The sequence below is a fragment of the Maribacter sp. 1_MG-2023 genome, assembly GCF_030547005.1.
In the GTDB taxonomy this organism is placed as follows: Bacteria; Bacteroidota; Bacteroidia; order Flavobacteriales; family Flavobacteriaceae; genus Maribacter.
Window position 1 is genome coordinate 80,341 of the sequence record NZ_JAUOPN010000002.1, and the last position, 12,816, is coordinate 93,156.

Annotated in this window: 13 protein-coding genes; 9 read left to right on the top strand and 4 right to left on the bottom strand. The window is 36.1% G+C overall.

What is annotated here, in order from left to right; translation table 11 throughout:
* The 5 genes from Q4500_RS03220 (at position 1) to Q4500_RS03240 (ending at position 2,264) form a co-directional block, all read left to right on the top strand.
* Positions 1–456 carry a DUF1801 domain-containing protein gene (locus Q4500_RS03220; RefSeq protein WP_303598309.1) on the top strand — a complete coding sequence of 152 codons (456 nt, stop codon included), beginning with the start codon at positions 1–3 and terminating at the stop codon, positions 454–456.
* Between the two features lie 6 nt (positions 457–462).
* Positions 463–849, top strand: a complete 387-nt coding sequence (locus Q4500_RS03225) for a VOC family protein (protein ID WP_303598310.1) — start codon at positions 463–465, stop codon at positions 847–849.
* Between the two features lie 54 nt (positions 850–903).
* Positions 904–1,341: a TM2 domain-containing protein gene (locus tag Q4500_RS03230; RefSeq protein WP_303598311.1), complete on the top strand. Its 438-nt coding sequence runs from the start codon at positions 904–906 to the stop codon at positions 1,339–1,341.
* An 87-nt stretch (positions 1,342–1,428) separates the two neighbouring features.
* Positions 1,429–1,752, top strand: coding sequence for a helix-turn-helix transcriptional regulator (locus Q4500_RS03235; protein ID WP_303598312.1), 324 nt, complete (start codon positions 1,429–1,431; stop codon positions 1,750–1,752).
* An 11-nt stretch (positions 1,753–1,763) separates the two neighbouring features.
* Positions 1,764–2,264, top strand: coding sequence for a GNAT family N-acetyltransferase (locus Q4500_RS03240; protein ID WP_303598313.1), 501 nt, complete (start codon positions 1,764–1,766; stop codon positions 2,262–2,264).
* Between the two features lies 1 nt (position 2,265).
* On the opposite strand, the gene Q4500_RS03245 is transcribed toward Q4500_RS03240, so the two are convergent.
* The 3 genes from Q4500_RS03245 to Q4500_RS03255 all read right to left on the bottom strand — a co-directional run bounded on the left by Q4500_RS03245 (position 2,266) and on the right by Q4500_RS03255 (position 5,935).
* Entirely contained in the window at positions 2,266–4,086 is a 1,821-nt protein-coding gene (locus tag Q4500_RS03245) for a lysophospholipid acyltransferase family protein (RefSeq protein ID WP_303598314.1), read from the bottom strand.
* Positions 4,087–4,167: 81 nt separating this feature from the next.
* Complete coding sequence (locus Q4500_RS03250; RefSeq protein WP_303598315.1) at positions 4,168–5,415, bottom strand: aspartate kinase; 1,248 nt, start codon at positions 5,413–5,415, stop codon at positions 4,168–4,170.
* Positions 5,416–5,452: 37 nt separating this feature from the next.
* On the bottom strand, positions 5,453–5,935 hold the full coding sequence (locus tag Q4500_RS03255) for a GNAT family N-acetyltransferase (protein WP_303598316.1): 483 nt from the start codon (positions 5,933–5,935) through the stop codon (positions 5,453–5,455).
* 107 nt (positions 5,936–6,042) lie between these two features.
* On the opposite strand from Q4500_RS03255, the gene fbp reads away from it, so the two are divergent.
* Positions 6,043–7,053: a class 1 fructose-bisphosphatase gene (gene fbp, locus Q4500_RS03260; RefSeq protein ID WP_303598317.1), complete on the top strand. Its 1,011-nt coding sequence runs from the start codon at positions 6,043–6,045 to the stop codon at positions 7,051–7,053.
* Between the two features lie 50 nt (positions 7,054–7,103).
* Here fbp and Q4500_RS03265 read toward each other — a convergent pair whose 3' ends face one another.
* Positions 7,104–7,526 carry a TerB family tellurite resistance protein gene (locus Q4500_RS03265; RefSeq protein ID WP_299319432.1) on the bottom strand — a complete coding sequence of 141 codons (423 nt, stop codon included), beginning with the start codon at positions 7,524–7,526 and terminating at the stop codon, positions 7,104–7,106.
* Between the two features lie 102 nt (positions 7,527–7,628).
* On the opposite strand from Q4500_RS03265, the gene Q4500_RS03270 reads away from it, so the two are divergent.
* From Q4500_RS03270 to Q4500_RS03280, 3 genes are read left to right on the top strand one after another with little or no spacing between them, the layout of a single operon-like run.
* The gene (locus tag Q4500_RS03270; RefSeq protein WP_303598318.1) at positions 7,629–8,654 is read left to right on the top strand and encodes a ligase-associated DNA damage response exonuclease; all 1,026 of its coding nucleotides are present in this window, start codon (positions 7,629–7,631) and stop codon (positions 8,652–8,654) included.
* Positions 8,651–10,288 (top strand): ATP-dependent DNA ligase, encoded by a 1,638-nt coding sequence (locus tag Q4500_RS03275; RefSeq protein WP_303598319.1) that lies wholly within the window; start codon positions 8,651–8,653, stop codon positions 10,286–10,288. Before Q4500_RS03270 ends, Q4500_RS03275 begins: the two co-directional genes overlap by 4 nt.
* A gap of 49 nt (positions 10,289–10,337) precedes the next feature.
* Positions 10,338–12,809, top strand: a complete 2,472-nt coding sequence (locus tag Q4500_RS03280; RefSeq protein WP_303598320.1) for a ligase-associated DNA damage response DEXH box helicase — start codon at positions 10,338–10,340, stop codon at positions 12,807–12,809.
* Positions 12,810–12,816: the final 7 nt, after the last annotated feature.

Genomic DNA, 12,816 nt, shown 5'->3' on the forward strand with positions numbered 1-12,816 from the left:
ATGAAATACGAAGCCAACTCACCAGACGAATATATTGCTCAACTACCACAAGAACGCAAAGTGGTAATTAAAAAACTAAGAGGTATTATTTCAAAAAATTTACCCGTTGGTTTTGAAGAGCAGTTAAGTTATGGCATGTTGGGCTACGTAGTACCACATTCTTTATACGAGCCAGGGTATCATGTAAAACCAGAACTACCTTTACCTTTTATTAATTTGGCGTCTCAGAAAGTTTATATAGCACTTTACCACTCCGGCATATATGCAGACCCTGCTTTAATGAACTGGTTCAAGAACGAATACTCAATTCATTGCAAACGCAAGCTAGATATGGGTAAAAGTTGCGTTCGGTTTAAAAGTATGGATGATATTCCGTACGAGCTCATTGCAGAACTATGCACTAAAATGACCGCGACAGAATGGATTAGTTTATACGAGAAGAATATCAAAAAATAAATCGATATGAAAAAAAGAGTAACAGGTTTAGGCGGATTCTTTTTCAAAGCGAAAGATCCTGACCATTCTAAAAATTGGTACAACAAACATTTAGGGCTTAACACTGACCAATATGGCTGTACATTTTGGTGGAAAGATAAAGAAGGAAATGATTGCTCCACACAATGGAGCCCCATGAACGACGATACTGATTATTTCAAACCTAGCCAATCTACTTTCATGATGAATTTTAGGGTTGAAAATCTTGTAGAACTATTAGAAGTACTCAAGGAAGAAGGAGTTACTGTGGTCGGTGAGATTCAGGAATTCGAATATGGAAAGTTCGGTTGGATTTTAGATCCCGACGGAAATAAGCTAGAACTTTGGGAACCAATAGATAAAGCATTTTTATGATGTTAAAATAATCGCTACATTTATCGCTTATAATAACCACCAAACAACAAAAAAATGTCAGACGAGAATAAAGATTTTGGAGATAAGGCAGAAGATGCTTTTGACAGTGCTAAAGAATCGGCTAAAGAATTTTCAGAGGATGCTAAAGAATCTGCTAAAGAATTTAGCGAAGGAGCTAAAAAAACAGCTAATGATTTTACTGCCGGAGCTAAAGAGGCTTTCAGCGGAGGTCCAGGAGGAGAAAACAAGAAAATGCTTGCTGGAATTTTAGCAATCGTAGTTGGTTCTTTAGGGATTCATAAATTTATTTTAGGATACCAAAAAGAAGGTATTATTATGTTAGTTATTACGCTAGTATTAGGGGCGGTAACTTGTGGTATCGGTGCATCTGCAATGTGGGTAGTTGGTATCATTGAAGGTATCATATACCTAACAAAATCAGACGAAGAGTTTTACAACACCTATCAAGTAGGTAGAAAACCTTGGTTCTAAATAATGTAAGCCAGATAAAATATCATCTGGCTTTTTTTATAATATTTATTATCGCAATATAGCAATATAGCAATATATAAATACAAAATGGGAGTTACTAAAACACAAATATTTAATGTAGAGCAGAATCAGTTGGCGATTATATTTAAGGTATTATCAAACCCTGCTCGTATTGCCATTTTACAATATATAAGTAAGCAAGATGCATGTATTTGCAATGACATCGTTGATGAAATAGGTTTAGCACAACCTACTATTTCTCAGCATCTAAAAGAACTAAAAAGTATAGATTTAATTATAGGTGAAATTGAAGGTAAAAAAGTATGCTATTGTATTAATCTACCAAAATGGACAGAAATACAAGCATTATTAAATTCTTTTTTCGACGCCACTAAAAGCAATTATTGTTAAGAATACTCGATATGAATGCTATAACAATAAGAACCATGTTGCCGACAGATTGGGAATTTGTTGCTAATATTTATAAAGAAGGCATTGCTACTGGCATAGCCACTTTTGAAACCAATGTCCCCGCTTTTGAAGCTTGGGACAAAGCACACATGAGCACCTGCCGTTTTGTTGCCGAAAGCAATACTGATATTATGGGCTGGGTTGCCCTCTCCCCTGTTTCAAGCAGATGTGTATATGGTGGCGTCGCAGAAATCAGTGTCTATATTTCTAAAAATAGCCGTGGCAAAGGTTTAGGCAAGTTATTGTTAGAACATGTTATATCGGCAAGCGAACAAGAAAGCATCTGGACCTTACAATCTGGTATCTTCCCTACAAATTATGGCAGCATAAATATACATGAAGCTACAGGGTTTAGAATGATCGGCATACGAGAGCGTATTGGTAAATTACACGGTAAATGGGTAGATAATGTGCTTTTTGAACGACGAAGTAGCGTTGTTGGTATAGACTAAATTACGCTTCTGCTTCAGGATTTTGAGATTCATGTAATTTTCGTTCCAATTCTGCCTGAAACTCCTCCATTACCGGTTTTACTGTACTCTCAGGTAAATCTGCAATTTTAATATACATTAATCCGTCTACCGAATTATTGAATAATGGATCTACATTAAACGCAACTACTTTAGCATTCTGCTTGATGTATTTTTTAATTAAAACTGGTAAACGTAAATTACCAGGTTCTACCTCATCAATTAAACGATCAAACTTATTTAAATCTGCCTGAGTTTCATCAAAAACAAACTCCTTATCAGCATCGTTTAGCTTCACTTTGAATTCCTTTTTTGGTCTTATATATTGCGCTACATAAGGATCCCAATAATTAGACTTCATAAATTCGATCATCAACGATTTAGAAAAGTTTGAAAACTGGTTGCTGATACTTACCCCACCTATTAAGTACTTATGTTCTGGAAATCGTAAAGTAGTATGCACTATCCCTTTCCAAAGCAAAAATAATGGCATTGGTTTTTGCTGATATTCTTTAGTGATATAGGCACGACCCATTTCAATAGAGTGTTCCATCATATCATACAATTCAGGTTCTACCCTAAAAAGATCTTGAAGATAAAAACCATCAATACCATGTTCTGGGAAAATTTCAGAACCCATTCCCATTCTATAAGCACCTACAATGCATTTAGCCTCGGCATCCCATAAAAAAAGATGATGATAATAGCTATCAAAACTATCAAGATCAATCGCTTTATTCGTACCCTCGCCAATGGCTCTAAAGGTTACTTCACGCTGTCTTCCTATTTCTTTCAAAATAAAAGGCATGTCTTTTTCCTTCGCTAGAAATACTTCATAATTTTTACTTTGAAGTAAACGACAGTCTTTCTCCCTAAGTTTCTCAATTTCGCCCTCCATAACCTCTTTACGAACCGCATCTGCAATTTTCTTTGGCTGCTTAGGTATTTTAAGGGAAGTAGGTATTTGATCTATTAAACGTTCTTTCTCATATGCGTTAGATAGCATATACGTTTTACGACGCAGAAGATCAGTGTATTCTTCTAAACTCTGTTGTTCTTTTTGGGTAGCTATAGAAATAGGCTGCCCTATTCTCACCTTTATTGGTCTGTTTCTTTGCGAAAATACCTGAGAAGGAATCATTGCCGTTCGCAACGAATCTCCCAATTTAGAAATACGGTAAAACAACGAACTGTTCTTGGCATGAAAATAAATAGGCACCACAGGTACATTAGCCTTTCTAATCAATTTTAAAGCGGCTTCTTCCCAAGGTTTATCTACAATGAGCTTACCATCTTTATGTGTAGAAACTTCACCAGCAGGAAAAACCCCTAATACGTGACCATCTTTTAAATGCTCTAAAGTTTTCTTGAATCCGGCTAAATTACTTCTAGCATCTTTATGTTCAGTGAAAGGATTAACAGGCAGAACGAAAGGCTCTAGCGGCACCATTCTTTGTAGTAAGAAATTAGCCATTATCTTATAATCGGGTCGTTGTTTCACCATTAACTTGAACAACAAAATACCGTCAATAGCACCTAATGGATGGTTACTTATAGTCACATACGGACCTTCTTTCGGCAAACGCCTAAAATCTTCCTCAGGAATTTCGTAGTCAATTTCATAAAGCTTTAGAATAGCATTGGCATAATCTTCACCTTCTAAATGGGCAATGCTATCGTAATCTCTATTTATACGAGATAAACGCGTCACTTTTAATAGTACCCAACCAATAAAAGTACCAAACACCCCATATTTAGAGAGATTGATAGCAATGGCAATTTCCTTCGCGGTAACTAAACCCATAAATCATCATCGATTAGACTGTAAATATAGGAAAATAGCGTTTGTAGCTACCTATTAAAAATTACTGAAATGACCTTTGAATTACTTCACAACCAACTGTACCGTTTCTGTACCACGTTGTTCTAATAATAGCTCATGGCCATTCTGCAACGATTCTAATGCTTGAGTATTAAAATGTCTAATGGTGTATAATGAAACATTCTCATGATGAGCAACTTTAAACTTACTTTTTAGTTGCTGTAGCAGCGCTTCTAATCCGCCAAATTTATTATCTATACAAACAGAAAAACTAATAGCGGAATTCTGAATTAAATCTACCTTAATTTTATGTTGATGAAACAATTTAAATAGTTCGCTAATACTATCTTCTACTATAAAAGAGAAATCAAGTGAGGACAATTTCATTAAAACCTGATTTTTTTTTACTATAAAGCAAGGTACTTTTGGTTCTATACCAACACCTTTGCCAACAGTTGTACCCTTACCTTTAGGATTAACGAAAGATTTTACATGAAGTGGTATCTCTTTACGCTGTAAAGGCTGTAATGTTTTTGGGTGAATTACTGATGCTCCATAAAACGCCAGTTCAATAGCTTCTCTATAAGATATATTATTTAGCAATTGCGTTTCTTTAAAATACCGAGGATCGGCATTTAAAACGCCTGGTACATCTTTCCAAATAGTAACCGAATCGGCATTTAAACAATAGGCTAATATTGCAGCAGAATAATCTGAACCTTCACGACCCAATGTAGTAGTAAAGTTATTGTCATCACTACCCAAGAAACCCTGAGTAATATTCAATACCTTTTGATCAATTTTAGTTACGTTCTTTTGAGTACGCTCCCAATCTACCGTGGTATCTCTATAATTACTATCTGTTTTAATAAAGTTTCTTACATCTAACCAATTATTTTTTATGCCAATTTCTTTAAAATAGGCACTGATAATAGTGGTAGAAATCAATTCTCCGTAGCCGACTATTTGATCATATACGAAGTTATAATTGGGCGATTTATTCCAAACTAAAAAACCGTTGATCTCATCGACCAATATTTTTATATCCTTATAAATAGCATGCTGTGCATTAGGAAATAAGTCTTTTATAATACCATGATGATAGTCTACCATCTCGGCAACCTTAGAAGGTATTTCCTTCTTATCATTAAAATAAGCGTTTATAATATCTTCCATAGCATTGGTGGTCTTACCCATTGCCGATACTACCAATAGCGTATTTTCATACCCTACTTCTTTTAAAACCTTAACTACATTTTTAACCGCATTTGCATCTTTAACCGATGCTCCTCCAAATTTAAAAACTCTCATATGTTATTGCTATCTAAATTTTATAGTTCTTTTTCAATTAAGCTAACGCGCTTAAATACTCTTTCATGCCTGCTTCATCTAACTGAACAACATCCCAATCTCTCATCACATTGGCTCCTTTACTTTCGTAAAAACCAATTGCAGGTTCGTTCCAATCGATCACTTCCCAGCTTATTCTTTTTACACCTAACTCATCACCATATTTAACGACCTCATTTAAAAGTGCCGTACCTAAACCACTACCACGCATTTCTTCGGTAACAATTAAATCTTCTAAATGAATTACAGGTCCTTTCCAAGTAGAGTATCTAGGGTAAACCAAAGCCATACCTACAATTTTATCATTCTTTTCTGCAACAAAACAGTGAAACAATTTCTGTTTACCAAAACCATCTTCCTCTAAGTTCTGTACACTTACTTCAACGGCATCATCTTCCTTTTCAAAAGAGGCTAATTCTTGAATTAAATGAAGCACTTGGCTCATATCTTCTCTCTGGGCAACTCTAATAGTATAATTCATAATTGTTACAAATAAAACACAAAGTTATAAATTTAAAAAATGTAATTAAAATCAAAATTGAACGTTTAACAAAATACACGATATTTGTATAAACCATAAACTAAAAGATGTCTCCAAAAAGAAATCAGACCCTAGGGGAGTTTATTATTGAAAATCAAGATTCATTTCAATATTCCTCAGGTGAATTATCAAAGCTTATCAATGCCATTAGATTAGCCGCTAAAGTTGTAAACCACGAGGTGAGCAAAGCAGGTCTAATCGATATTTTAGGCGGAGTTGGCGAAACCAACATTCAAGGTGAAGATCAACAAAAACTTGACCTATTTGCTAATGACAAATTTATTCAGACTTTAAAAAACAGAGAAATTGTATGCGGTATCGCATCTGAAGAAGAAGATAGTTTCATTAGTATTAATAGTAATGACGACAATCATCAAAATAAATATGTAGTGCTGATAGATCCATTAGACGGATCTTCTAACATTGATGTAAATGTTTCGGTAGGTACTATTTTCTCTATTTACAGACGTATAACTCCCGTAGGTACACCCGTAACTATGGAAGATTTTTTACAACCAGGTAACCAGCAAGTTGCAGCAGGTTATGTAGTGTACGGTACTTCTACCATGTTAGTATATACAACTGGTGATGGCGTAAATGGCTTTACATTAAACCCTGCGTTAGGTACTTTTTACCTATCTCACCCAAATATGAAGTTTCCTGAAAATGGCAGAATCTACTCTGTAAACGAAGGAAACTATGTGCATTTTCACCAAGGGGTAAAAGATTACATTAAGTATTGCCAAATGGAAGAAGACGACAGACCTTATACCTCAAGGTACATAGGATCTTTAGTTTCTGATTTTCATAGAAACATGATAAAAGGTGGTATATATATGTACCCAAAAAGTAGCGTAAGTGAAAGTGGTAAACTAAGATTGTTATACGAATGTAACCCTATGGCTTTTTTAGCCGAGCAAGCAAACGGAATAGCAATTGGCGGTAAAAATCGTATTATGGATATTCAACCAACAGAACTCCATCAACGGGTTCCGTTCTTCTGTGGAAGCAAAAACATGGTCGAAAAACTACAAGAATTTTTAAATAAATATCATTAATAAAAAAAGGGAGCAAATTGCTCCCTTTTTTATTTCACTTTTTTCAAAGCTTAATGTTTTACTAAGTATAGATAATCATCAAAATCTATTCTACCACCAAAAATAGCTACAGAACGTTCTATAATAACATCTGCTTTTTCTTCAGTAAAGCCAAGACCAATAGCATACTTCTTAATCAATAGTCTTTCTTCATCGTCAATTTCATGATCAGAATACACGATTCTAAACAAGTCGTATAAACGCTCTAATCGTTTCTCAGAATCTGGCGTAGAATCGATAGGATATTTATTTTCTTTCTTAAACACCTCTAAATACTCAGAATCAGTGATATCTAATTTAGTAGCGAAACGATCTAATAATTTTTTTTCTTCAGTACTAATTTCACCATCAATAGATGCTAAAGTTGCCAAAGCTGCAAAATGAGCTAAGTTTCTTCTGTGCTCACCGCTACTATATAAATCTGCAAAAGACATATCTTATTTTTTAATTATTGAGCAAATATAATTTTTTTAGAGGTCATAGTTTAGTTTGTCATCAACTTTGTTTGCATGCAAAATTTGTAACTTGATGTCGCTATGAAAACTCCTCTATTACAATTTACTGCCAATGGCATTTATTGCGAAAAAGCCAAGGTCTATCTTGACCCGTGGAAACCAGTAGACCATGCCATTATTTCGCATGGGCATGCCGACCATAGTCGGTACGGTCATAAAAAGTATATTACCCACCACAGAAATGTTCCAATTATTCTACATCGATTAGGTGAAATTAATGTTGATGGAAAAGAATGGGGCGAAACTTTTGTTATCAATAATGTAAAATTTAGTCTGCACCCGGCAGGTCATATAATAGGTTCTTCACAAATACGTGTAGAACATAAAGGCGAGGTTTGGGTATTTACAGGTGATTACAAAACTGAAAACGATGGAATCTCTACTCCGTACGAACCCATAAAATGCAACACCTTTATTACCGAATGTACTTTTGGACTTCCAGCATTTAAATGGACGCCACAAGCAGAGGTGCTAGAGAACATTAATAATTGGTGGGTAGAAAATAAAGCCGAAGGCAAAACATCTATTCTTTTCGGATATAGCTTAGGAAAAGCTCAGCGGCTGTTAAAATATTTAAATACTGATATTGGTGAAATATATACTCATGGCGCTATTGAGAATATGACAGAGGTATTGCGACCCTTAGTAGATTTTCCAAAAACGACTCTTATTACTAGAGAAACGAAGAAAGAGCAATTGTTAGGCAATATAGTGTTGGCACCGCCAAGTGCACACGGCAGCACATGGATAAGAAAAATGGTACCTTATGTAACCGCTTCCGCAAGCGGATGGATGACCTTTAGAGGTGCCCGAAGAAGAAGAGCAATTGACAAAGGTTTTGTTTTAAGTGACCACTGTGATTGGCCGGGACTTCTAGAAAGTATTGAGGCAACGGGAGCAGAAAAAATTATTTCTACACACGGATACACCGATATATTTTCTAAATATTTACGTGAACAAGGGTATGACGCACGTACCGAAGCAACGCAATATGGCGAAGAAGAAAACGAAACTGCATTAGCGTCTAAATCTACCGTTGCATCATGAAAAATTTTGCCCTACTCATAAAAACATTAGACAGTACCAATAAAACTACGGTTAAGGTACAGGCACTGACCAACTACTTTTTAAAGGCTAACGATGCCGATAAAGTATGGACAATAGCTATATTATCTCATCGTAGGCCGCCACGACCAGTGAACACTACCCTTCTAAGAACTTGGGCGTCAGAATTGGCGAATATTCCGTTATGGCTATTTGAAGAGAGCTACCATATAGTAGGTGATTTAGCCGAAACTATTGCCTTGGTCATTCCTGCAGCCAATCAATCATCAGACAAGAGTTTGACGGTTTTTCTTGAGGAAATGATAGCCCTAAAAAAGAAGTCAGATGATGATAAAAAAGCATATCTATACGAAAACTGGAAAGTACTTAACTACTACGAACGTTTTGTGTTTACAAAATTGATTACTGGCGGATTCAGAATTGGAGTTAGCCAAAAACTGATGACCAGAGCATTAGCCAAAGCAAGCGAGATAGATGAGGATATTTTAGCTTACAAACTTATGGGTAATTGGGACCCTAACACTATTTCTTTTCAACAATTGGTACTTGAAGAAAATGAGAGCGATTACCTGTCAAAACCCTACCCATTTTATTTGGCTTATGCTATAGAGGGTGAAGCGTCAGACCTAGGCGATATTAATGAATGGTCTGCAGAACATAAATGGGATGGTATTCGTTCGCAAGTAATTCTTAGAAACGATGAACTATTTGTGTGGAGTCGTGGTGAAGAATTAGTGACCGATAAGTATCCAGAATTTAAAAAGTTCGTTGGTGTAATTCCTAATGGAACTGTCATTGATGGTGAAATTCTTCCTTATCCCAATGGAACCATAGGAACCTTTAATGACCTACAGACTAGAATTGGCCGTAAAAATATATCCTCAGCACTATTAAAAAAAGTGCCAGTTATATTAAAAGCTTATGATATTTTAGAGTGGGAAGGAAAAGATATTCGCCAAACACCATTTATAGAACGCAGACAACTTTTAGAAAAGCTATTTAAAGATGTTACTGAGCGTAGCCAAAGTGAGGTCGCTGAGCGTAGCCAAAGTGATATCCCTCTTTACCTTTCTGAAACAATGCATTTTAATTCTTGGGATGAATTAGCGCGAGAAAGAGACCGATCTCGTGAAATGCATAGTGAAGGACTCATGCTTAAGAGAAAAGATTCTCCTTATTTAGTAGGCCGAAAAAAAGGTGACTGGTGGAAATGGAAAGTAGATCCATTAACTATTGATGCCGTACTTACTTATGCCATGCGCGGACATGGAAGACGAAGTAATCTTTTTACAGATTATACCTTTGCCCTTTGGAAAGATAATGAAGAAGGAGAAAAAGAACTGGTTACGTTCGCTAAAGCTTATTCCGGATTAACAGATGCAGAATTCAGAAAGCTTGATGCATGGATAAAGAAAAATACCTTGGAGAGGTTCGGACCCGTACGAAGTGTTACGCCACATCACGTGTTTGAAATTGCCTTCGAAGGTATAGCATTATCAAAGCGTCATAAAAGCGGGATCGCCACTCGTTTTCCAAGAATGTTACGATGGCGAAAAGACAAGAATATTCATGAAGCAAATACGCTTGAGGATTTGAAAGGATTAATACCCAATTAAATAATACTAAAACTAACTTATAAAAACAGATTGCTTCGCTTTGCTCGCAATGGTAAAAAGACAAGAACTTTACGATATCGCCGAAAATTGGTTTCAAGAACAAGATTGGAAACCATTTAAATTCCAAAAAGATACTTGGAAGGCATTTCTGCAGGGTAAAAACGGGCTACTAAACGCTCCTACAGGCAGTGGAAAAACCTATGCATTATGGTTTCCTATTGTGTTGAATTACATAAAAAACAATCCCGATTATAAGACAAAGCATAAAAAGGGATTAAAGGCTATTTGGATTACCCCACTTCGCGCTTTATCCCAAGAAATAAAGCAATCTGCCGAACGTATTACCTTAGATCTAGGCACACAAATGAACGTTGGTATTCGCTCAGGAGACACGACTACCAAAGAGCGCGCGCAACAAAAAAAGCAAATGCCCGATTTGCTGATTACAACACCGGAAAGCTTACAATTACTATTAGCCACAAAAGGCTACGAGAAAATATTTAAAGATTGCACTGCTATTGTGGTAGATGAATGGCATGAAATTTTGGGTACCAAAAGAGGTGTACAAATGGAGCTTGCATTATCTCGCTTAAAAAATGTATCGCCGCAATTAAGAATTTGGGGAATCTCGGCCACCATAGGTAATTTAGAACAGGCTAGAGATGTATTATTAGGCATAGAATCAAAAGCACTTGAGAATTCCGTCCTCATTAAAGCTAACATAAACAAGAAGATTACGGTAAAAAGTATCATTCCAAAAAAGATGGAAACCTTCCCCTGGCGTGGTCATCTAGGGCTTCATTTGTTAGAAGAAGTTGTACCTATTATCAACAACAGTAAAACCACATTACTGTTCACCAATACCCGTAGTCAATGCGAAATTTGGTTTCAGAAAATTCTTGAAAAACACCCAGAATATGCCGGTGAAATGGCAATGCACCATGGTAGTATAAATAAAGAAACTAGGGTTTGGGTTGAAAATGCCATTCGCAATGAACAACTAAAGGCAGTTGTTTGTACCTCAAGTTTAGATTTGGGGGTTGATTTTGCCCCAGTGGAAACCGTTATTCAAATTGGAGGGCCAAAAGGTGTTGCCCGGTTTTTACAACGCGCAGGGCGCAGCGGTCACCGTCCAGGTAAGGAAAGTGTAATCTATTTTCTACCAACACATGCCATTGAACTTATAGAGGCTTCGGCATTACAAAAAGCAGTAAAGCAGAATACGGTTGAAGATCGCATGCCATACCTCAACAGCTATGATGTCTTATTACAGTATTTAACCACTTTGGCGATTTCTGACGGATTCTATCCTAAAGAAATTTATCAAGAAATAAAACAGACGTTCTGCTACCAAGCCCTTACCGAAGAAAAATGGCAGTGGTTATTGAACTTCTTGGTAATGGGCAGTCAAAGTTTACAGAGCTATGACGAATACAAAAAAGTAGAAATTGAAGAAGACGGTAAATTCAAGGTGAATAACAGAGGTGTGGCGATGCGACACCGTTTTCAAATCGGGACTATTGTCGGTGATGTTAATTTATCCGTCAAATATCAAAAAGGTGGCTACATTGGTTCTATTGAAGAGTTCTTTATTTCAAAATTAAACAGAGGTGATGTATTCACATTTGCTGGTAGAAATTTAGAATTAATCCGGATAAAGGAAATGACCGTTCAGGTAAAAAATTCGAATAAGAAAACCAATAAAATTTCGAGTTGGATGGGAAGCCGCCTTACCTTATCTGCTCAAATGTCAGAGTTACTTAGAAATGAATTATACAGCTCTAGCGAATCTATTAAAAATCAATCTGCAGAAATACGAGCTTTAAAACCTCTTTTTGACCGACAACGAAGAGATAGCATTGTACCCAAACCATCAGAATTTCTAATTGAAACCTTTAAAACACGCGATGGGTACCATCACCTGTTTTATCCCTTTGAAGGTCGTTTTGTACATGAGGCAATGGGCAGCTTGCTAGGGTATCGCATTAGTTTACTCTCCCCTATTACTTTTTCATTGGCGTTTAATGATTACGGTTTTGAGCTACTATCAGATCAACCTATAAATATTCAACAAGTGTTAGATAATGATTTGTTCACCACAGATTTTATGTTAGATGATTTGCAAAAAAGTTTGAATGCCACAGAAATGGCGCGTCGACGTTTTAGAGATGTTGCTATTATTAGCGGTATGGTCTTTACCGGATACCCCAAAAAAGGTATTAAAATGAAACACTTACAAAGCAGTTCGCAATTATTATTTGATGTTTTTAGAGATTACGAGCCCGACAACTTATTATTTCAACAAGCCTTTACAGAAACCTTTGAGCATCAATTAGAAGAAGGACGTTTACGACTTTCATTAGAACGTATTGCAACGCAAGAAATCGTTTGGAAAGCGTGCGAGCAACCCACACCATTTTCTTTCCCTTTAATTACGGAACGTGTGGGGCGCGAAAAATTATCAAGTGAAATATTGGCTGACCGAATTAAAAAAATGGCTGCACTATTGATGAAGAAATAGGTAATTT

Excerpts from the sequence above, each read along its gene's own strand:
- Q4500_RS03245 (WP_303598314.1), bottom strand. The coding sequence starts at position 4,086 with ATGGGTTTAGTTACCGCGAAGGAAATTGCCATTGCTATCAATCTCTCT.
- Q4500_RS03240 (WP_303598313.1), top strand. The coding sequence starts at position 1,764 with ATGAATGCTATAACAATAAGAACCATGTTGCCGACAGATTGGGAATTT.
- Q4500_RS03280 (WP_303598320.1), top strand. The coding sequence starts at position 10,338 with ATGGTAAAAAGACAAGAACTTTACGATATCGCCGAAAATTGGTTTCAA.
- Q4500_RS03225 (WP_303598310.1), top strand. The coding sequence starts at position 463 with ATGAAAAAAAGAGTAACAGGTTTAGGCGGATTCTTTTTCAAAGCGAAA.
- Q4500_RS03235 (WP_303598312.1), top strand. The coding sequence starts at position 1,429 with ATGGGAGTTACTAAAACACAAATATTTAATGTAGAGCAGAATCAGTTG.
- fbp (WP_303598317.1), top strand. The coding sequence starts at position 6,043 with ATGTCTCCAAAAAGAAATCAGACCCTAGGGGAGTTTATTATTGAAAAT.
- Q4500_RS03255 (WP_303598316.1), bottom strand. The coding sequence starts at position 5,935 with ATGAATTATACTATTAGAGTTGCCCAGAGAGAAGATATGAGCCAAGTG.
- Q4500_RS03220 (WP_303598309.1), top strand. The coding sequence starts at position 1 with ATGAAATACGAAGCCAACTCACCAGACGAATATATTGCTCAACTACCA.
- Q4500_RS03230 (WP_303598311.1), top strand. The coding sequence starts at position 904 with ATGTCAGACGAGAATAAAGATTTTGGAGATAAGGCAGAAGATGCTTTT.
- Q4500_RS03270 (WP_303598318.1), top strand. The coding sequence starts at position 7,629 with ATGAAAACTCCTCTATTACAATTTACTGCCAATGGCATTTATTGCGAA.
- Q4500_RS03265 (WP_299319432.1), bottom strand. The coding sequence starts at position 7,526 with ATGTCTTTTGCAGATTTATATAGTAGCGGTGAGCACAGAAGAAACTTA.
- Q4500_RS03275 (WP_303598319.1), top strand. The coding sequence starts at position 8,651 with ATGAAAAATTTTGCCCTACTCATAAAAACATTAGACAGTACCAATAAA.
- Q4500_RS03250 (WP_303598315.1), bottom strand. The coding sequence starts at position 5,415 with ATGAGAGTTTTTAAATTTGGAGGAGCATCGGTTAAAGATGCAAATGCG.